Raw genomic sequence first — 20052 nt, 5'->3', positions numbered from 1 at the left:
GGATAGAGGGTGTATAAACGCCAGCGGGAACGCGGGCGGATAGATGCGCCTTCGGCGAGAGTTTACATAGGCAAAATGAAGCGGTCAGTCTTCCGTATGGGTCAGTTTCGGAACGTCCGATGCGCCCGCCGTGCCGCGCCCTGAGAGGGAGGGGTTCTCCATGAAAAAGCGGTGGCAATTGAACGCAAATGTGCCGTCGGCAATTTCGGGACGTTCAAAGCTTCCATCGGGCGACATGACCCAGCTTTGGGCCACATCTGCCAGATTGGCCGCCATAACCTGACTGGTGATCTGTGCCTTAACGGTAGGATTTTCGATCTCGACCAGTGTTTCGACACGGCGGGTCAGATTGCGGCCCATCCAATCGGCGGAGGACATGAAGACCCGCGACTTTTTATGCGGTAGCCCGTGGCCATTGCCAAAGCAGACAATGCGCGAATGTTCCAGAAAGCGCCCGACGATGGATTTCACGCGGATGTTTTCGGACAGGCCTTTGATGCCGGGGCGCAAGCCGCAGATGCCGCGGATCACGAGGCTGATTTTTACTCCTGCTTGGCTTGCGGCGTACAGGGCGTCGATCACATCCGCATCGACGACGGAGTTCATCTTGGCCCAGATTTCTGCCGGTTTGCCTGCGGCGGCATATTCGGCTTCGGCGGCGATCATGGCCAGCAGACGCGGTTTCAGCGTGATGGGCGATATGGCGAGATTGTCCAGCGTGTCGGGCTGCGCGTAGCCTGATAGGTAGTTGAACACTTTGGTCGCATCGCGGCCCAGCTTCTGGTCACAGGTGAACAGCGACAGATCGGTATAAATGCGTGCGGTGATCGGGTGGTAGTTGCCGGTGCCATAGTGGGTATAGGTGACCAGTTGATCGCCTTCGCGGCGCACGACGGTCGAGATTTTCGCGTGGGTTTTGAGGTCAAGGAAACCATAGACCACATGCGCGCCTGCGCGTTCCAACCGGCGCGACTGGCGGATGTTGGCGGCCTCGTCGAAACGCGCCTTGAGCTCGACCAGCGCGGTAACCGATTTCCCGTCTTCGGCGGCCTCGCACAGCGCCTCTACGATGGGGCTGTCGCGCGAGGTGCGATAGAGCGTCTGTTTGATCGCCACCACATCAGGGTCACGTGCGGCCTGCGCCAGAAAGCGCACGACCATGTCGAACGTCTCGTAGGGGTGGTGCAGCAGCATGTCCTTGGACCGGATCGCCGCGAACATGTCGCCTTCGTGGTCGGTCACCCGCTCGGGAATGCGCGGCGTGAATTGTGGCCACAGCAGATCGGGGCGGCTGTCGACCACCAGTTCCGCCAGATCGCTGATGCCGATCATCCCGTCCAGCTCTATCACGTCTTGCGGGCGCACGCCCAATTCGGCCATGACCACGGATTTTAGTTTTTCAGGCGCTCCGGCGGAATGGGTCAGACGCACGACCTCGCCGCGGCGGCGGCGTTTCAGGGCGACTTCGAATTCGCGCACAAGGTCTTCGGCTTCTTCTTCGACCTCGAGGTCACTGTCACGTAGGACCCGAAATTCGAAATGAGCCTTTAACTTATAGCCCGGAAACAGACCGGGAATCTTGAGCACCAGCAGATCTTCGAGCGGCAGGAAGCGCAGCGATCCTGCGGGGGCAGGCAGGGAGACAAACCGGTCGATCTGCGCCGGAATTGGCAGCAAGGCTTGCAAAGGGCGCTTGTCGCTGGTGCGTTCCAATTGCAACGCCAGCGCATAGCCGGTGTTGGGAATGAACGGGAAAGGGTGTGCGGGATCGATGGCCAGCGGGGTCAGCACGGCAAAGACGCGGTGCAAGAACACATCATCCAGATAGGCCAGGTCGGCCGCGTCCAGATCAGCGGCGCGTTCAAGCATGATGTTCTGATCGTCCATCTTTGACATCAGATCGACCAGAACATTTTGCTGTTCGGTCATCAGCCGGCGCGCGTCTTCATTGATCAGCACAAGTTGCTGAGCAGGGGTCAGCCCGTCGCTGGCAGGCGTTGTGTTGCCCGCCTGTGCCAGTTCGCGCAGGCCAGCGACGCGCACGGTATAGAATTCATCCAGATTGCCCGCCGAGATCGACAGAAAGCGCAGCCGTTCCAACAGCGGCACGCGGGGGTTCTTGGCCTCTTCCAGCACACGCCAGTTGAACCCGAGCCAGCTGAGCTCGCGGTTGTAAAAGCGACCCGGTCCGGTGATATCCAGTTCAGGCATATCTTGGGCCGGTACGAAGGCGGATTCGAGAAAGTCAGCGTTTGTCATGACGGCCTTATGGCGTTGGAATGTAATGGGTTTGTGACGCGATCTATAAAGACTATCGCGCAGCGGAAATCCCATTGTCCAGCACTTGTGCCGCGAGGGTGCGTGTCACCGGCCTTTGTAGAGCCAGACTGGCGGCATCCAGCGCAGCCACCAGATCGCCCGCCGCCGCAAAGGACCGGTCCATCCGCAGCAGCAGATAGGGGATCACATCAGGTTTTGGCGTCAGCTGCCGGTCGGCCAGCAACTTGGCCATCACAGCCGTCAGCAAACTGTCATCGGGCGCTTCAAGCGCTGCAGCCGTGGCGGCGCGCATACGGCTTGTGAGGTCGGGCAGGTGCAGTCCCCAGTGGGGCACCGCCGGCGCGCCGGTCAGCAGCAGGCTGTGACCCTCGGCCAGCGCCAGATTATGCAGGTGGAAAAGATTTGTCTCGGCGGTGGTGTCACCGGCGATTGCGGGGATGTTTTCAACCGCCAAAGGCCCCTGGGCCAGCGCGGGGATATCTGCAGTGGCAATATCGGCCGCGTCGATGATCTGTGCGCCCGACAGGTTGGCCCAGACATGCGCCAAGTGGGTCTTGCCCGACCCGGGCGGGCCGGTCAGCACCAGCTTGCGGCCGGCCCACGCCTGCCAGCCCTCGATCATCGCCACAGCAATCGCGTTTGACGGGGCGACAAAAAAGTCGTCCCGTCCCAGTGCTGGGCGGCTGGGAAGGTCAAGTCCAAGCTGTTGTGCCATGCTATCAGTCCGCCGTTTCGTCCAAAGTCGATCGTTGCGTGCCCTGATAGAGCGAGCTTTCGACGTATTGTTCGGTTGCGAACCGCGCGATCACCCCAAGGGCGGCGGCAATCGGCACGGCAGCCAGCATGCCGACAAACCCGAACAGCGAGCCAAAGACCGACAGCGCGAGGATCAGCCAGACCGGATGCAGCCCGACCGAGTTACCGACCAATTTAGGCGTAAGCAGATTACCCTCGATCATCTGGCCCAGCACAAAGATACCCGCGACCATCCCGATAGAGAACCAATCCCCCCAGAATTGAAACAGCGCCAGACCGATGGCCAAAGCACCGCCCAGAACAGCCCCGAGATAGGGAATAAAGGTGACCAGACCGGCGATAAAGCCGACAACTAGGCCAAATTGCAGCCCCACCAACATCAAGGCAATGGCGTAATAGGTGCCCAGAATCAGGCAGACCGTCCCCATGCCACGGATAAATCCCGCCAGCGTGCGGTCGATATCACGTGCAAGCCGGCGGATCACTGGCGCGTGATCGCGTGGCAGTAACCGGTCGATCTGGCCGACCATCCGGTCCCAGTCCAGCAGCAGGTAGACCGCAACCACCGGCACGATCACAAACAAAAGCAGCACATTCAGCACCGTCGCGGCCGAGGCGATTGCGGTGTTTAGAAACTCTCCGCCACGTTCCTGAATGGTAGACCCGATAGAGTTGATCGAACTGCGCAGCGTCGACCCTTCGACCAGCAGCGTGGGAAAGCGTTCGGTCAGGAAATTGGTGAAGTTGCGCGTCAGCTGGGGTGCTACCTCTATCAGGTTCACGGCTTGGTTGATCAGCGCGGGGACCACCAACAGCGCCATCAGTACAAAGATCAGCAGCGCCATCAATGTGATCACCATCGTGGCCATCGCGCGGCTCAAGCCGAGCGCTTCGAGCCGGTCCGCCACGGGGTCCAGAAAATAAGCAATCGCCGCGCCAATCAGAAACGGCAGCAGTATGTCGCCGGTGAACCACAAGACAACAAGAAAGACCGCCCCGGCGATGCCCCAGTATTTCATCTGATCTCTGATTGGCAGGCCCATGCCGCGTCCTCGCACTTTGATTTGGGTCGACATTGCGCAACGTGGCACGTTTTTCAAGGCCCGTGGTGAAATGGGCGGCCTGCGCGCGTGGACGTGTCAGGTGCCTTCGGCGAGGATTTTTACCATTTGGAAGCAGCCCTTGTGGATCAGAACACGCGGACGCCCTGATCTTGCAGGGTTTTTTGCAGGCGCTCTAGCGGGACGGCGTCCAGCGGGCAGCCTGTCGCCAGCGCAATTGCTGCCGCGACGCCCGCGCCTTGGCCCGCCACAGTACAGCACGCCATGTTGCGGGTGGCGGCATGGGCGATTTTGTCGCCGCCAATAGCGCGCCCTGCGACCAGCAGATTCTTGACCCCTTTGGGCAGCATCGCACGGTAGGGGATGTGCATGTAGCGCCCCGTGGTGGGGATGATCAGCACGCCGTAGCCGTCGATGAATTCAGGGTAGATGCCGATGCTGTCGTCAAAACGGGCCTGCTGGCGCACGTCGGTTTCGGTCATGTTATAGACCGCGTCGATCTTGCGGGTGTCGCGGATGCCGATGCTCATGCCAAAATTGCGCAGCCGCGCGGTCTCGCAGCCGGGTGTATACGCCTTGAGCGCGTCAATTGCGTGCATCGCCTGGGCGCGGCCCTCGATCTCGAAGCGGGTCATGCTGTCGGGGTCGGTGCCGTCGCATTCTGCAAGGTGGACGAGATTCATATAGGTCATCTCGCCGCTGTCATGCACTGCGCCCCACGTGCCCCCGATGGTGTTGAGATTGGCGGGCATACGCCCGTCGCGGATAGCCTGGGCAAAGGGTTTGGCCAGAAACGGAGAGAACATCGCGTCTTCCTTGCCATCGGTTTCGACCACCCATTCGCCCGTGGACCAATTGGCATAGGTCTGCGGGTCGGCCTTGACCCCCGCCATAAAGGCCGCCTTGTCGACGCCCGCGATGTGGAACATGACCGAGGCGGCCTGCATGTCCTCAATCGGGGTTTTCTGTGTGGGGGCACCAGCGCGATGTGCGACATCGGCGTCGCCCGTGGCATCGATCACGATTTTGGCGAGGATCGCCTCGCGGCCCGCTTTTGATTCGACGATGACGCCCTTGATCGTGTCGCCCTCCATGATGGGTGCTACGAACTGGCGGTGTAGCATCGGGTGGATGCCTGCTTCGGTCACCAGCCGGTCGGCGACAAGTTTGAATCCCTCGCTGTCCAGCTCGTAGCTGAGCGATTGGGATTCGGGGCTGGCAGCCCCCATTGCCTTGGCGCGTTCTTCGAATTCCCAGCCGATGCCGCCGGCCTCTATCGTCTGTTCATGGCGGTACCAGGCAAAGCCTTCGACCCCGACCACGGTAATATTGCCACCAAAGCAGCCGAAACGATCAAGCAGCGTCACCTCTGCCCCCGCACGTGCGGCGGCAAGGGCGGCGGCCAGACCGCCGGGGCCGGACCCGATCACCAGCACGCCGGTCTCGTGGATCACAGGGGTTTCGCGCGCGGGCTCGAGGATCATGGTCATGGGGCGTCCTTTGTGGTTTGGCGATCTCGGTAAGAAACGCGTCTGCGCCCCAAGCGTCAATCACCAAGCGTGCGCCCGTCTAGGTGCCCGCTTGTTGGTGCCCGCTTGTTGGTGCCCCGTCTGTTGGTGCCCCGTCTGTTGGTGCCCGCTTGTTGGTGATTGTCTCGACGCGGGGATTATCATAGTCAGGTGCCAATTCACTCTGAGAGGATCATCATGCGTCTGTCCCGTTATTTTTTACCTGTGCTCAAGGAAAACCCGTCCGAGGCGCAGATCGTCAGCCACCGGTTGATGCTGCGGGCCGGCATGATCAAGCAATCGGCTGCGGGGATCTATTCGTGGTTGCCGCTTGGCTTTAAAGTGCTGCGCAAGATCGAAACCATCGTGCACGAAGAACAGCAGCGCGCCGGCCACATCCCGATGCTGATGCCGACGCTGCAATCGGCGGACCTGTGGAAGGAATCCGGCCGCTTTGACGCCTACGGCCCCGAGATGTTGCGCATCAAGGACCGTCAGGACCGCGATATGCTTTATGGTCCCACGAACGAGGAAATGATCACTGATATCTTCCGCAGCCATGTGGGGTCGTACAAGGACCTGCCGATGACGCTGTACCACATCCAGTGGAAATTCCGCGACGAGGTCCGCCCCCGTTTCGGCGTCATGCGCGGCCGCGAGTTCCTGATGAAGGACGGCTATACCTTTGATCTGACGAAAGAAGACGCGCTGCACGCCTATAACCGTCATCTGGTGACCTACCTGCGCAGCTACGAGCGCATGGGCTTGCAGGCGATCCCGATGCGCGCGGATTCCGGCCCGATTGGCGGCGACGACACGCATGAATTCCTCGTGCTGGCGGAAACCGGCGAATCCGAGGTGTTCTATGACAGCCAGATCACCGAGCTCAAGTTCGGCGACCGCGAGATCGATTATGATTCCGTCGACCAGTGTCAGGCCGTGATGGAGGAGTTCACCTCGCGCTACGCCCGCACCGATGAAACCCACGACGCGGCGCTTTTTGCCGAAGTGCCAGCCGAACGCCAGCGCAGCGCGCGCGGGATCGAAGTGGGGCAGATCTTTTATTTCGGCACCAAGTACTCCGAACCGATGGGCGCGACCGTGCAGGGGCCGGATGGCAAGCCTGTGCCGGTTCACATGGGGTCGCACGGGATCGGCGTCAGCCGTCTGCTGGGCGCGATCATCGAGGCATCCCATGACGACAAGGGCATCATCTGGCCCGAAGGCGTCACGCCGTTCCACGTAGGCATCGTTAACCTCAAGCAGGGCGACGATCAGGCGGATGCGGCGTGTGACGCGCTCTATGCCAGCCTGCAGGCCTTGGGGCTGGATCCGCTTTATGACGACACCAAAGAACGCGCGGGCGGTAAGTTTGCGACGATGGACCTGATCGGTCTGCCGTGGCGGATCACCGTTGGGCCGCGGGGTCTGAAAAACGGCGTGGTCGAGCTCACCTCGCGCCGCACCGGCGAGAGCGAAGAGATGACACCCGAGGCCGCGGTTGAAAAGATCGCCGAGATCTATCGCGGTATCGCCTAACCTTGAACGACGGGCCTTTTAAAAACGGAGGCGGATCATGGAACGCTGCATAATGGACCTTTGGGGCGTTTCATGATCCTGCGCGCGCTGACGCTTGCTGGCGGTGTGGCGGGGGCTGCGGTAACGTCGCAGTTCCCCGAATACTCGCAACAATACCTGCAACGGCTGGGTGGGGCTGTCGATGCGCTGCACGAGGTTGTTGCTGATTTCGATGCCAGCGCCCAAGCGGTCGGTCTGTCGCGCAGTGATGCGCTGGCGCAGATGACCGGCACCGCCTTTATGGCGCGACGTCGCACCGACATGGCCGAGACATTTGCACGCTACGATGCATTGGATACCGCATTGACCCGATTGCAGGGGCAGGGGCCGTTCATGCGGGCCTATCACCTATCGCAGATGTCCGACCCGCAGATTGCGCGGGCGGCATGGCAGGAGTTCCAGCCTGCCGTGCCCTTGAACTTTGCGGGGGTTATCTTTGCGAGCGTGGGCTTTGTTGCGGGCGGTTTGGGTCTGGGGCTGCTGCTGCGGCTACTGCGCACCCCGTTCCGACGACGGCGCCCCCTCACACCGGCGCAGGGCCGCTGACCTTACCGCCTATGCCCGCCTTGCAGACTGCTGCGCAACCACTCCTCGCTTGACCCGATGCGCCGAAACCGCGAGGTTGCGCGCGATTGATCCCAGATCGGAGCCATCCCTTGGCCAAACCAGTTTCCTCGACACCGCCCTTCGCTGCCTTTGAATGGATGATCGCCTGGCGCTACCTACGGGCGCGTCGCGCCGAAGGCGGCGTCAGCGTGATGACTTGGATCAGCTTGATCGGGATCACCTTAGCGGTCTTTGCCCTGATCGCGACGCTTGCCGTACGCTCGGGCTTTCGGGCTGAATTCGTCGACACGATCCTTGGGGCCAACGCCCATGTGACCGTGTATAATATGGCGACCGTGGATGATAACGGGGTCTCCCAGACGGGGATTGCGAACTACACCGAGATGGCTGAAAGCGTGGCCCAAGTGCCGGGCGTCACGCACGTGTCCCCCTTGGTGCGCGGTCAGGTGATGGCGAACAAGGGGCAGGCCAACGCGGGGATCGAAATTTTCGGCATTGATGCCGCTGATCTGGCCAATATCCCGCGCATCGCCAACCCAGAAACTGCCAAAGGTAATCTGGCCGATTTCGAACAGGGCATTGCCATCGGGTCCGGCGTGGCACAGGCGCTGCGGGTCGGCTTGGGTGACACGATCAAGATCATTTCTCCGAACGGGGTTAAAACCGCATTTGGCACCTCGCCACGGGTAAATGGCTATGAGGTCACCTATATTTTCACTGCCGGTCGCTATGACATCGACCGTACGCGCGCCTATCTGCCGCTGACCGAGGCGCAGTCGTTTTTTAACCGCGAAGGCGTCGCCGACGAGCTTGAGGTGATGGTCGAAAATCCCGATCGCGTGGACGATCTGACCGTGCCGTTGCTGTCCGCGGCAGGGGATCGCGGCATGATTTGGACATGGCGTGATGCGTCGGGGTCGTTCCTGAACGCGCTTGATATCGAAGACCGCGTGATGTTCGTGATCCTCAGCATCCTTGTGCTGATCGCGGCTATGAACATCGTGTCGGGCCTGATTATGCTAGTCAAAAATAAGGGCCGCGACATCGGTATTCTACGCACCATGGGCCTGAGCGAAGGGTCGATCCTGCGCGTTTTCTTTATCTGCGGGGCCTTCACCGGCATCATCGGCACGGCGATGGGGGTGATCCTGGGCTGTCTCTTTGCGCTGTATGTTGATCAGATTTTTGCCGCCGTGAACTACCTCTCGGGCGGCAACGCATGGGATCCGTCGATCCGCGGCATCTATTTCCTGCCGGCCAAGCTGCAATTCGGTGACGTGATGTCGGCCATAGGCCTGTCGCTCGGGCTGTCTTTTGTTGTCACCATCTTCCCTGCGCGCCGTGCCGCGCGCATGAACCCAGTCGAGGCGCTGCGCTATGAATGATCCTGTTTTGCGGCTCTCGGGGATCGGAAAATCCTACAACCCCGGCCAACCGAACGAAGTCAACGTGCTGCGCGGCATTGACCTGACTGTCGCCCCGGGCGAGGTCGTGGCGCTGGTCGCCCCGTCAGGCGCGGGCAAGTCGACGCTGCTGCATATCGCAGGGCTGCTGGATACGCCCGACGCGGGGACAGTTGAAATCGGCGGCACCGATATGACGGGGCAGTCCGATCGCAAACGCACAGGCGTGCGGCGGCGCGATGTGGGGTTCATCTATCAGTTCCACCACCTGCTGCCCGAGTTTTCGGCGCTGGAAAATATCGTCCTGCCGCAGCTTGCCAATGGCGTGTCGCAGTCCGATGCCCAGACCCGAGCGCGGTCTTTGCTGGACGAGGTCGGTATCGGCCACCGTGCCGACCACCGGCCCGCGGCGCTGTCGGGCGGCGAACAGCAACGGGTCGCTTTCTGTCGTGCGTTGGCCAATGCGCCGCGGCTGCTGCTGGCGGATGAACCGACGGGCAACCTTGACCCGACCACCTCGGATCAGGTCTTTGCCGCGCTGATGACGCTGGTGCGCGGCACGGGGCTATCTGCGGTGATCGCGACCCATAACCTTGAACTGGCCGCGCGGATGGACCGTCAGATCCGGCTGGATGCAGGGCAGTTGGTCAGCCTTTAGACCTCTGCCCTCAGGCCTGCTGGGTCAGCCACACGCCGGCGCACATCACCGCGATACCCCCCGCGCGCGCGGCACCCAAGGGCGACACTTGCGCGCCGAACAGGCCAAAATGGTCGATCGCCGCCGCGCTGAACAGCTGCCCCACCAAGACAAAGAACACCGCATTGCCCACGCCGAAATGCGGCGCGATAAAGGTGATCGACAAGATGTAGAAGGCCACCAGAAAACCGGCCAGCAGCAGATGTTTCGGGGCCGCGGGGATCTGCGCAAACCCTTGCCGCCCCACCAACAACGCGACCACCAGACTGACCGCGAAAGCGACCACAAACAGCACCGTTGCCGCCGCCGCAGGAGACCCGATCCGGCTGCCAAGACCCGCGTTCAGCGCGGCCAGAACCGGAATACCGATGCCAGCCAACAGCATCACAATTGCATAATGTGCCATGATATGCCCAAATTAATTCAATTACTTGATCTGGATCATGGCGAAGACCCGTAGCAAGGGCAAGCATCCCAGTGACCTACCGGAGGATCAAATGATGAAAATCACCACAGCCCTTGGCGCGACGCTCTTGCTGAGCCTTGCCGCCTGTATGCCCGCCAAGCCGATGCCCGACGCCCCCGACCGTGCCGAAGGGGCCGCGTTCTTCGCGCAGAACTGCGTGCAATGCCACGGGCGCAACGCGCAAGGCGATGGCGCGGTTGCCAAGGGGCTCAGCGCGCAGCCACGCGACCTGACCTTGCTCGCGCGCGACAACGGCGGGCGGTTCCCACAGACCAAGACGCTGGCCTATATCTATGGCGATCCTGAAGATGATTTCGGCGGGTCTCACCTGAAACGGGTGATGCCGAACTTTGGCGAGGGCATGGCGCTGGATCTGGTGCCGGTTGATCTTGACGGACAATTGACGCCGACGCCACGCGTCCTTGCCGGCCTGCTGGTCTATCTCGAAAGCATCCAGCGTTAACCACAAATCCCGTTCACTTCGACCCCGTCCCACGGCATCCGCACAGCAGAGGCGCGGCTTTGGGGTAGGGGGGCTACAGGCATGACCTGCGAGATCAGCGCGTGCAGCCGTTGCGTGCGTGGGGCCTGCGGGTCCAACGCACGGCAGCAGACAAATTCCTCGACGATGGAGCCTTGCTGCTCATAGGCGAAATCCAGAAACTGCGGATCGCTTTCAAGATCAAAAAGGTACGGATCAGCCCTGCCGCCATGCTCAAAAGCCGCACGCAGCGGGGTGTAGCCCGTCGTCTTGCGGTTCTGCCATTGCCAGATATGGGTCAGCTCATGCGCAAAGATCATCGTCGCGATCAGCCCGATCCGGTCGGGGTAATCTGGCAGATAATCGTCTAGATACCAGTCCTCGTCGAACAGCACCGTATTCCACAGCGCCACGGCGGCGGGTTTGGTGGTGATCACCTCGCCCACTTTTTCGGGCGGCAGAATACGTTCGCGACAGGTCGTGCGCGGCCGCGCCTTGCGCGTCATCGTCACCCCCCGCGAGGGCGACCCGTCATGCAGCCGCACCTTGGGGTAATTCAGCGTGTCGCCCATGATGTCGCCCGCGAACAGCATCTCATTCTCCGTCAACGGCCGCCCGCAAGAGGCAAGAAACATTAGGAGGATGAGGGCGCGGATCATGGCGAAACGTTGAGTGAAAGCGGGTGGGGGATCAAGCGGTATTTTTGAGAGAAGTGAGACCCGTCTCGGAAACCTTCCGGGGGAAGGTTTCAGGGTCGAATGGGCAGAGTCCCGGGGGGTGCATCGGGCGTAGCGTTCATTATCAAAAAGGAATGTTAATTGGTGCCATTTTCAAATGCGAACAAAGTTCACGTGGTGTCAGTAATTTGACGTTTAATCGATACACGCCCTTCCTACTTTGATAGGTAGAAAATGCATTTATCAGCTTTTGATCTATCGTTAAGAAAACTTCGATGTTTCCAATATCGCAGGCTATAATGTGAATAAGGTCCTTTTTATGAGACTTTCCACTGAGATGTCTAATTAGAGTTACGTACTTTGTGTCAATTTGATATTTTGGTCCAACGATGCTGGTTGAGTCTATACTCATCCGACGGAAAAGCTCCCCAGATTCTTCTATCAAATCTAAAAAATCAAAAAGTTCGTAGCTTACGCCGTAGTCCAGGCGGAGGTGACCATGATGACGAGAGAGATGAATGTTTTTTGCTCCAGCCTGCTCCCTACCTATACTTTCGAGTTGAATTGCTCTGAGGTCTCCCGTCCGAAACGCTTCACAGATAGCAAAACAAAAGCTCATTTCTTCTGTTTTTTCAAAAACTTGGAAATCTTCGGACTTACTTAAGTGCCGAAAGGCTGTATCTCTCTCTTTCCAAGACGTCCACATAACCTCGGGCGATACAACCTTTTTCCCGAAAAGCTGCAGGACGCCGGTATCAATGGCAATCCTTGGGGGCTGACATATCGCTTGTCGGTTAAGTGTTATTCGTCGCGAGTTCGCGCTCGAAGCCAATGTGCGCGAATACATTGAGAGAATGAAGTGAATAGCCCATCTCTGGCGCAAAAGTGAATGAGTGAACCGTTTCAACAGCCCCCTCAAACATCCAGCTCTTCCACAAACTGGGCGTTCTCCTGAATATATTGATACCGCAGCTCCGGTTTCTTCCCCATCAGGCGCTCGACCAGATCGCTGGTCTCTCCGGGCATGTCTTCGTCGACGGTGACGCGGATCAGCTTACGGGTGTTGGGGTCCATCGTGGTTTCTTTCAGGTCCTTCGCGTCCATCTCGCCCAGACCCTTAAAGCGTTGCAGGTCAATCTTGCCTTTGCCGCCCAGACCTTTTTCCAGCCACATGTCTTTCTCTGCGTCGTCAGACACATAGACCCGTTTTGCCCCTTGCGTCAGACGGTACAGCGGCGGGCAGGCGAGGTAGAGATGGCCGGCGTCAATCATCGGGCGCATCTGGGTGTAAAAGAACGTCATCAGCAGGGCCGCGATGTGGGCCCCGTCGACGTCCGCATCGGTCATGATGATGATCTTGTCATAGCGCAGATCGTCCAGCACGAATTTGCTGCCCATGCCCACACCCAACGCTTCGCACAGATCGTTAATCTCGGCATTGGTGTTCAGCTTGCCCGAGGCCGCCCCCAGCACGTTCAAAATTTTGCCCTTCAGCGGCAGCAACGCTTGGTTCACGCGGTTGCGCGCGCCCTTGCCAGAGCCGCCAGCAGAGTCGCCCTCCACGATGAACAGCTCGGTGCCTTCGCGGGTTTTTGACGTACAGTCGGTCAGCTTGCCGGGCAGGCGCAGCTTCTTGGTTGCGGTCTTGCGGGCGGTTTCCTTTTCCTGACGGCGGCGCAGGCGTTCTTCGGCGCGCAGCACCAGAAAATCAAGGATCGCACCTGCAGATTTGGTATCCGCTGCCAGCCAGTTGTCAAAGTGGTCGCGCACGGCGTTTTCCACCATGCGCTGCGCATCCACCGTGGCCAGCCGGTCCTTGGTCTGGCCGACGAATTCAGGCTCGCGGATAAAGCACGACACCAGCGCACAGCCGCCGGTGATCAGATCGTCGCGGGTGATGGTGGCGGCTTTTTTGTTGCCGACCAGCTCGCCATACGCTTTGACGCCTTTCAGGATCGCGGACCAAAAACCGGCCTCGTGGGTGCCGCCTTCGGGGGTCGGGATGGTGTTACAGTAAGACTGGATGAACCCGTCGCGCGACGGCGTCCAGTTGATCGACCATTCGACCTTGCCCGGCGCATTGAACTTCTCGCGAAAATCGACGGTGCCGCCAAAGGGGTGTTCGGCGTAGGTCGTCGACCCTTTCAGCGTTTCGTTCAGATAGTCCGAAAGACCGCCGGGAAAATGGAACGTCGCCTCTTGCGGGGTGTCGCCGTCGGTCTGGGCGGTTTTCCAGCGAATTTCGACGCCGGAAAACAAATAGGCCTTGGACCGTGCCATCGCGAACAGCCGCGCGGGCTTGAGTTTGAGCGCGCCAAAAATGTCGGGATCAGGGTGGAAGGTGACAGCCGTCCCGCGCCGGTTCGGGGCCGCGCCGATTTTTTCAAGCTTGCCTTGGGGGATGCCGCGCGAAAACTCCATCGCGAAAAGCTCGCGGTTGCGTGCGACCTCGACCCGCAGGTGATCGGACAGGGCGTTAACCACCGATGACCCGACCCCGTGCAGACCGCCCGAGGTCTCATACGAATCGCCCGAGAATTTGCCGCCCGCATTCAGCGTACAAAAGATGATCTCCAGCGCGGATTTACTGGGGTCTTTGGGGTGCGGATCGGTGGGGATGCCGCGCCCGTTGTCGCGCACGGTGACATGGCCGTTCTCGTGCAGTTCCAGTTCGATCCAGGTGGCATGGCCCGCGACCGCCTCGTCCATCGAGTTATCGATGATTTCCGCGACCATATGGTGCAGCGCGCGGTCGTCCTTGCCCCCGATGTACATGCCCGGGCGCAGGCGCACGTGCTCCATATCCTCAAGCACCTGAATTGATGAGGCATCATATTCCTTGGCGTTGGTCTGCGCACCGGAAAGAAGATCGGACATGTAGGGGCCTGCCTGTCTGTTGCTTTTGTTGAGCCTGCCACTATGCCAGAGCGCCATGGTCGGGGGAAGGGCGGATGACGTCGCAATGCGGGGTTTCCTGTGGTTGTGCCTTTGCTATCATCGGTGCAGGAAACCGTTGGAAGGCTTGCCATGACATTTGACACCGCTGCCCCCACAACCCTGCGCGATGTGCCCGACTGGCGCTATATGATGCAGGAATGTGACGAGCTGTACCGCTACCTGCCGGCAGGCGGCAGCGACCGGATCAAAAGCCACCAACGCAAAGCCCGCGAGGCGATTGCGCGGCTGCTGCGCGGCAACGCCGAACTGCGCTTGCAACCGCCTGCCGTCAAACCCGTGACAGCGCATCTGCGTCGCGCGCTTGACGAAGGTAAACAGGGGGCCTTGGCACCGGCTGTGCGGGCGCTGGATGCGATCGCCCATGACCTCAGCTGGCAATACGGCTACGAGAAAGTCCCCAAAGGGCTGACCAACAGCTATGCCTATGCCGAACTGGCGGGGGCGCAGGGGCCGGTCGTCAGCCATGATATCATTCTGGGTGTCGTGCTTTTTGCGCCCGCCTGCACATATCCGTCGCATGCCCATAAGGGGATCACCGAAAGCTACGTGTGTCTGTCCGGCGCGGTGTCGGAAAACCATCAGGGCGTCTATGTGCCCGGATCAATGATCTTTAACCCGCCGGAACATCTGCACCGGATCACGGTAGGGGACCGCGAACCGGCGCTGCTGGCCTATGCGTGGATGGGCGACCCTGCCGATCTGCACCAGCAGAAAATGGTCTTTACCCGCGCCCGCAAATAACGCGCGGGACGGGGCAGGCGTGGCCTAAAGCCAGTTCAGAATGGCCTCCGCCGCCTCTTGCGGTTTTTGGTGGTGCAGCCAGTGATCCGCGCCCTCGATGGTGACGCGGGTCAGGTCTGGGGCGTACGCCTCAAGCCCGCGGGTCGTTTCGGGCAGCAGCGCGGTATCGTCCGTCCCCCAGACCAACAGGTGCGGGCAGCGGACCTGCAACCGCGCCGGATCAAAGCTCAGCGCGTCGTCAATCGCCTCGCCCTCGGCCCCCAGTCTCAGCGGTGAGGCGCGGTACCAGTTCACCATCCCGCGCAAGCCCGCTGCATCACGCCATGCGCCTTTGTACCCCGCCAGCGTCTCGCCCTCTAGCCAGCTCATATCCATATGCGCCGAGAACAGTCCCATCAGCTTGTCGAAATCATCCGCGGCCAGAATATCCTCTGACCCGTCACGGCGTAGGAAATGGATGTATTGCGACGCGTCCGTCTGCGCGCCCCCCTTAGCTAGCTCGCGCTGGAACGGGGCAGGGTGGACGCCGTTCATGATGATCAGTTTGGACACCAGATCAGGCCGCCCGATGGTCAGCGCATAGGCGACAGAGGCCCCCCAGTCATGTCCTAGCAAGATCACCGGTTCATCCCCGATCAGTGCCACCATATCCGACACCAGCTTTGCGGTCTTATAGTGCTCTACCTCGGCCGGTCGCCAACTTTGACCATAGCCGCGCTGGTCGGGGGCGATGCAGTGAAACCGGTCGGCCAGCAGCGGGGCCAGATCGTTCCACGCGCCGGAGTATTCTGGAAAGCCGTGCAACATCAAAAGTTTGGGGGCATCCTTGTTCCCCCAGTGGCGGATAAAGAACGGGTAGCCGTTCAGCTCTGTGGTTTCGGTCCAATGGGCGGTCATCACGTCTCCGTTTCATCACTGTCTTAGGCGGGGGAGGCACGAACATCCCCTTTGCTCTTGTTGACCGGACTGTGGCCCGCGCAGCGTCAGCGTGCAAGCCCGTCTGGCGCCGCCACCCCAGGGCCATCGGCTCTTTCCTTGGCGGCGGCTCCGGCGTAGGAAAGGTGGATGAGAAAACACATGACATATCCGGGCCACGCCCGGGCCATCACCGTGATGGGGCTTCCGCTTGTGGGCGGGCATTTGGGGCAGATCGCGATCGGGGTCTCCGACACGGTTATGGCGGGCTGGTACAGCGTCGAGGCGCTGGCCGCTGTCACCCTCGCCAGTACCTATTTCTTCGTGCTGCTGATCTTTGGCTCGGGCTTTGCGTGGGGCGTGATGCCGCTCGTCGCCGCCTTTGACGCGGAAGGCGACGAGGTCGGGCTGCGCCGCGCCACGCGTATGGGCATGTGGCTGTCGATGGGCTTTGCCGTGCTGGCACTGCCGCTGATGATCTGGTCGCGGCCCATCATGGCGCTGATGGGGCAGGATCAGGCGCTGGCCGATATGGTGGACGGCTATCTGTTCATCGCCGCTTGGGGCATTTTCCCCGCGCTGATGGTCATGGTGCTCAAAAGCTACCTTGCCGCGCTGGAGCGGACGCAGGTCGTGCTGTGGATCACGCTGCTGGCAGGCGTTGCGAATGTGTTGGCCAACTATGCGTTTATCTTCGGCAACTGGGGCGCGCCCGAACTGGGCGTGCGCGGTGCGGCCATCGCCTCTGTCACGTCGCACAGCGTGTCGCTGGTCGCCGTGGTGGTCTATGTTTTATGGAAAATGCCGCAGCACCAGATGTTCGTCCGTCTCTGGCGCCCCGATTGGGAGATGCTGGCCCGCGTGTTCCGTCTGGGCCTGCCCATCGGATTCACGGGGCTAAGCGAGGTCGGGCTGTTCGCGGCCAGCGCCGTCATGATGGGCTGGCTGGGCACGGTGGCACTCGCCGCCCACGGCATTGCGCTGCAGCTGGCGTCAATCACATTCATGGTGCACCTTGGTATCAGCAACGTTGCCACCATTCGTGCGGGCAATGCCTATGGCCGCCGCGATCCGGCGCATCTGGCGCGTGGTGCGATCATGGCGACAGTGATGTCGGCGCTGGTCGCAGTGGTCACGGTCTTTGTCTTCGTGATGTGGCCCGAACCCCTGATCAACCTGTTCATGCAACGTGATGAACCCGCCCGCGAACAGATCCTTGCGATCGGTGTGGCACTGCTGGCGATGGCGTCGCTGTTCCAGCTTGTCGATGGCGCGCAGGCCGTGGCCCTGGGCATTCTGCGCGGGGTGCAGGATACCACGGTGCCGATGATCCTTGCTGGCTTTAGCTATTGGATTGTGGGCATGCCAGCGTCATATCTGCTGGGCTTCGTCTTCGATTTCGAAGGGGTGGGGGTCTGGCTCGGGCTGGTCTTTGGTCTTGGGGTGGCGGCAATCCTGCTGAATGCACGCTTCTGGGGCAGCGTGCTGAAACGGCTGGGGCCAACCGCACCCACTGCCGCGTAAGGGCACCCGCGACCGGCAGCTTAGGGCAGCCGGTCGGCTTTCTTGCGCACCAGCGTGCTGCGCAGATCATGCATTGCCAAAAGCAACGCGTCCGTCACAGCATCAAGCTGTTCATCTGTGGCCTTTGACTGCACCCATTGCGTGGTCAGGTTGAGGTGATCGACAGCGCGGTGAATATCGTCGATGTCGCGCTGCGCCAGCACCTGCGCGCGCGCGTTCATCCACTGGCGGATACGCTCTATATCACCGTCCGATAGCACACGGTCGCCCTGCGGCTTGATCTCGCCGTTGCGGATATTCACAACGGCGATCTGGTCCATCTCGATCCGCCGCTGGCGGTTCTCTGCATCCACGCGAAACACAGCCGCGCCATTCTCGCGCACGCGAAAGTAATACTCTGGCAAATCGCTCGACATGGCGGCTCCTTTTGGGTCCGGCTTAGCTTAACGCGGCGCAGAACTTCTGCAAACGCATGCAGGCTTCTTTCAGTGTTTCATCCGAGGTGGCATAACTGATGCGGAAGTTCGGGCTAAGCCCGAAAGCCGCGCCAAAGACGACAGCAACGCCAGTGTCTTCCAGCAGCGCGGTGGCGAAAACCTCGTCATCGGTGATGGTGATCCCCGACGGGGTGGTCTTGCCGATCAGCCCTGCGATGGACGGGTAGACATAAAACGCGCCCTCGGGTTTGGGGCAGATCACGCCGTCGATCTCGTTCAGCATATCCACCACCAGATTGCGACGGCGGGTGAACATCTTGTTGTTCTCTGCAATGTAGTCCTGCGTGCCGTTCAGCGCCTCGACCGCCGCCCACTGGCTGACGGTGCAGGGGTTCGACGTGGATTGCGACTGTACCTTGCGCATCGCGCCAATCAGCTTTTCCGGCCCCGCAGCATAGCCGATACGCCAGCCGGTCATGGCATAGGCTTTGGACACACCGTTAACCGTCAGCGTACGGTCAGAAAGGGCAGGCTCCACCTGCGCGGGGGTGCAGAATTTAAAATCATCATAGGCAAGATGTTCATACATATCATCGGTCATTGCCCAGACCTGGGGGTGACGCATCAGTACATCGGTGAGCGCCTTCAGCTCATCCCAGCTATAGCCCGCGCCCGTAGGGTTCGACGGCGAGTTGAAGATGAACCATTTCGTGTTGGGCGTGATCGCCTCTTCCAACGCCTCAGGCGTCAGCTTGAAATCATTCTCCAGCGTCGCAGGCGCGATCACCGGCGTGCCACCGGCCAGCAGCACCATATCGGGGTAGCTGACCCAATAGGGCGCAGGGATCACGACCTCTTCACCGGGGTTCATCGTGGCCACAAGCGCGTTGTACAGGATCTGCTTGCCACCCGTCCCGACGCTGACCTGCGACGGGGTATAATCCAGCCCGTTGTCACGCTTGAACTTGACGCAAATCGCCTGCTTCAGCTCGGGGATGCCGTCAACGGCGGTGTATTTGGTCTTGCCCGCGGTGATCGCGGCGATACCAGCGTCCTTGATGTTCTGGGGTGTGTCGAAATCCGGCTCTCCGGCCCCCAGCCCGATCACATCCTTGCCTGCGGCCTTCAGCTCGGCAGCTTTTTGGGTCACGGCGATGGTGGGCGACGGTTTTACGCGCGCAAGGGTCTTGGACAGCAGTTCCATTTCGGCCTCAGTTTGATATGTGTACAGCACCCTCATAGGGCGCACCCCCGCACCGATCAAGCCAGATTGGTCCAAACAGGAGAGACGCAATGACCGAGAACGAAGACTGGTACGCATCCGACGTGGCAACCTTTGGCGACCGGGTCGCTGCCGCGCGCGAGAATGCGGATATGACGCAAGCCGCGCTTGCCAAGCGCTTGGGGATCAAACAATCCACCCTGCGCGGCTGGGAAGACGACCTGTCCGAACCCCGCGCCAACCGCTTGGCAACGCTCGCGGGCGTTTTGGGCGTGTCGATGATGTGGCTGATCAATGGCGAGGGTGACGGGATCGACGCCCCCGATGATGCCCAGACCTCGGATGACAACATCAAAGAAGCATTGATCGAACTGCGCGACATGCGCGCCGATCTGTTGAAACGGGCGGAACAAATGGGCCGTCTAGAAAAGAAACTACGCCGGATTTTCAAAGGGACCACCCATGGCTGAGCTGCACGAACACAAGGTCAAACGTCTGCATATGCGCTCCATGCGGCGCGGTATTAAGGAAATGGATCTCATTTTACCTTCTTATGCCTCAACCCGCCTTGCGGCGATGGATGACGCCGCGCTGTCGCTGTATGGTGAAATGCTAAGCGAGAATGATCACGATCTTTATCAATGGGTTACGGGTCAATCCCCCGCGCCAGAACCCTTTACTGCGCTGATCGCGGACATCCAGACTCATCTGGCTGCAAACCCGCTTTAGGCGCGGTTTGCGCATTGGATGTCGGCCGCGCTGCGCCGGCATCCGCCCAGTT

At 60.5% G+C, this 20052-nt stretch carries 20 protein-coding genes; 9 read left to right on the top strand and 11 right to left on the bottom strand.

Annotated elements, in window-relative coordinates; all coding sequences use genetic code 11:
• Positions 1–84 precede the first annotated feature (84 nt).
• From GLP52_RS07230 to GLP52_RS07215, 4 genes are all read right to left on the bottom strand, one after another.
• Positions 85–2259: an RNA degradosome polyphosphate kinase gene (locus tag GLP52_RS07230; RefSeq protein ID WP_237271956.1), complete on the bottom strand. Its 2175-nt coding sequence runs from the start codon at positions 2257–2259 to the stop codon at positions 85–87.
• 52 nt (positions 2260–2311) lie between these two features.
• Positions 2312–2995, bottom strand: coding sequence for a chromosomal replication initiator DnaA (locus GLP52_RS07225; protein ID WP_093733295.1), 684 nt, complete (start codon positions 2993–2995; stop codon positions 2312–2314).
• 4 nt (positions 2996–2999) lie between these two features.
• Positions 3000–4079, bottom strand: a complete 1080-nt coding sequence (locus tag GLP52_RS07220) for an AI-2E family transporter (RefSeq protein WP_093733294.1) — start codon at positions 4077–4079, stop codon at positions 3000–3002.
• Between the two features lie 146 nt (positions 4080–4225).
• On the bottom strand, positions 4226–5587 hold the full coding sequence (locus GLP52_RS07215) for an FAD-dependent oxidoreductase (protein WP_237271955.1): 1362 nt from the start codon (positions 5585–5587) through the stop codon (positions 4226–4228).
• Between the two features lie 216 nt (positions 5588–5803).
• Between GLP52_RS07215 and proS the strand changes: the two genes are divergently transcribed.
• The 4 genes from proS to GLP52_RS07195 all read left to right on the top strand — a co-directional run bounded on the left by proS (position 5804) and on the right by GLP52_RS07195 (position 9811).
• A complete protein-coding gene (gene proS / locus GLP52_RS07210) occupies positions 5804–7144 on the top strand; it encodes a proline--tRNA ligase (protein ID WP_093733292.1) in 1341 nt (446 codons plus the stop codon).
• Between the two features lie 72 nt (positions 7145–7216).
• Positions 7217–7729 (top strand): DUF2937 family protein, encoded by a 513-nt coding sequence (locus GLP52_RS07205; protein WP_237271954.1) that lies wholly within the window; start codon positions 7217–7219, stop codon positions 7727–7729.
• 158 nt (positions 7730–7887) lie between these two features.
• Entirely contained in the window at positions 7888–9135 is a 1248-nt protein-coding gene (locus GLP52_RS07200) for a lipoprotein-releasing ABC transporter permease subunit (RefSeq protein ID WP_237272668.1), read from the top strand.
• Entirely contained in the window at positions 9128–9811 is a 684-nt protein-coding gene (locus GLP52_RS07195; protein WP_093733290.1) for an ABC transporter ATP-binding protein, read from the top strand. Before GLP52_RS07200 ends, GLP52_RS07195 begins: the two co-directional genes overlap by 8 nt.
• A 10-nt stretch (positions 9812–9821) precedes the next feature.
• Here the strand turns inward: GLP52_RS07195 and GLP52_RS07190 are convergent, their stop codons facing one another.
• Entirely contained in the window at positions 9822–10256 is a 435-nt protein-coding gene (locus tag GLP52_RS07190) for a DMT family transporter (RefSeq protein ID WP_237271953.1), read from the bottom strand.
• 37 nt (positions 10257–10293) lie between these two features.
• On the opposite strand from GLP52_RS07190, the gene GLP52_RS07185 reads away from it, so the two are divergent.
• Complete coding sequence (locus GLP52_RS07185; protein WP_237273473.1) at positions 10294–10779, top strand: c-type cytochrome; 486 nt, start codon at positions 10294–10296, stop codon at positions 10777–10779.
• Here the strand turns inward: GLP52_RS07185 and GLP52_RS07180 are convergent.
• The 3 genes from GLP52_RS07180 to GLP52_RS07170 form a co-directional block, all read right to left on the bottom strand.
• Positions 10776–11456: a hypothetical protein gene (locus tag GLP52_RS07180; RefSeq protein ID WP_093733287.1), complete on the bottom strand. Its 681-nt coding sequence runs from the start codon at positions 11454–11456 to the stop codon at positions 10776–10778. The genes GLP52_RS07185 and GLP52_RS07180 overlap by 4 nt on opposite strands.
• 142 nt (positions 11457–11598) lie before the next feature.
• Positions 11599–12180, bottom strand: coding sequence for a hypothetical protein (locus GLP52_RS07175; protein ID WP_237273472.1), 582 nt, complete (start codon positions 12178–12180; stop codon positions 11599–11601).
• A 209-nt stretch (positions 12181–12389) separates the two neighbouring features.
• Positions 12390–14351: a DNA gyrase/topoisomerase IV subunit B gene (locus tag GLP52_RS07170; protein WP_237271950.1), complete on the bottom strand. Its 1962-nt coding sequence runs from the start codon at positions 14349–14351 to the stop codon at positions 12390–12392.
• A gap of 150 nt (positions 14352–14501) precedes the next feature.
• Here GLP52_RS07170 and GLP52_RS07165 point away from each other — a divergent pair, with 150 nt between their 5' ends.
• Positions 14502–15173, top strand: a complete 672-nt coding sequence (locus GLP52_RS07165) for a dimethylsulfonioproprionate lyase family protein (protein WP_093733284.1) — start codon at positions 14502–14504, stop codon at positions 15171–15173.
• A 24-nt stretch (positions 15174–15197) separates the two neighbouring features.
• Here GLP52_RS07165 and GLP52_RS07160 read toward each other — a convergent pair whose 3' ends face one another.
• Positions 15198–16070 (bottom strand): alpha/beta fold hydrolase, encoded by an 873-nt coding sequence (locus tag GLP52_RS07160; protein ID WP_093733283.1) that lies wholly within the window; start codon positions 16068–16070, stop codon positions 15198–15200.
• 168 nt (positions 16071–16238) lie between these two features.
• On the opposite strand from GLP52_RS07160, the gene GLP52_RS07155 reads away from it, so the two are divergent.
• Positions 16239–17612: an MATE family efflux transporter gene (locus GLP52_RS07155; protein ID WP_237271949.1), complete on the top strand. Its 1374-nt coding sequence runs from the start codon at positions 16239–16241 to the stop codon at positions 17610–17612.
• Between the two features lie 20 nt (positions 17613–17632).
• On the opposite strand, the gene GLP52_RS07150 is transcribed toward GLP52_RS07155, so the two are convergent.
• Both GLP52_RS07150 and GLP52_RS07145 read right to left on the bottom strand, forming a co-directional pair.
• Entirely contained in the window at positions 17633–18028 is a 396-nt protein-coding gene (locus GLP52_RS07150) for a hypothetical protein (RefSeq protein WP_093733281.1), read from the bottom strand.
• A 22-nt stretch (positions 18029–18050) separates the two neighbouring features.
• On the bottom strand, positions 18051–19253 hold the full coding sequence (locus GLP52_RS07145; protein ID WP_237272667.1) for a pyridoxal phosphate-dependent aminotransferase: 1203 nt from the start codon (positions 19251–19253) through the stop codon (positions 18051–18053).
• A gap of 89 nt (positions 19254–19342) precedes the next feature.
• Here GLP52_RS07145 and GLP52_RS07140 point away from each other — a divergent pair, with 89 nt between their 5' ends.
• Together GLP52_RS07140 and GLP52_RS07135 are read left to right on the top strand one after the other, a co-directional pair.
• A complete protein-coding gene (locus GLP52_RS07140; protein ID WP_093733279.1) occupies positions 19343–19741 on the top strand; it encodes a helix-turn-helix domain-containing protein in 399 nt (132 codons plus the stop codon).
• On the top strand, positions 19734–20000 hold the full coding sequence (locus tag GLP52_RS07135) for a succinate dehydrogenase assembly factor 2 (protein ID WP_093733278.1): 267 nt from the start codon (positions 19734–19736) through the stop codon (positions 19998–20000). Before GLP52_RS07140 ends, GLP52_RS07135 begins: the two co-directional genes overlap by 8 nt.
• Positions 20001–20052 lie beyond the last annotated feature (52 nt).

Source organism: Sulfitobacter sp. M22 (genome assembly GCF_021736025.1).
In the GTDB taxonomy this organism is placed as follows: domain Bacteria; phylum Pseudomonadota; class Alphaproteobacteria; order Rhodobacterales; family Rhodobacteraceae; genus Sulfitobacter; species Sulfitobacter litoralis.
Note: the sequence above shows the minus strand (reverse complement) of the source record. Positions and strands in the feature narration are given on the sequence as shown.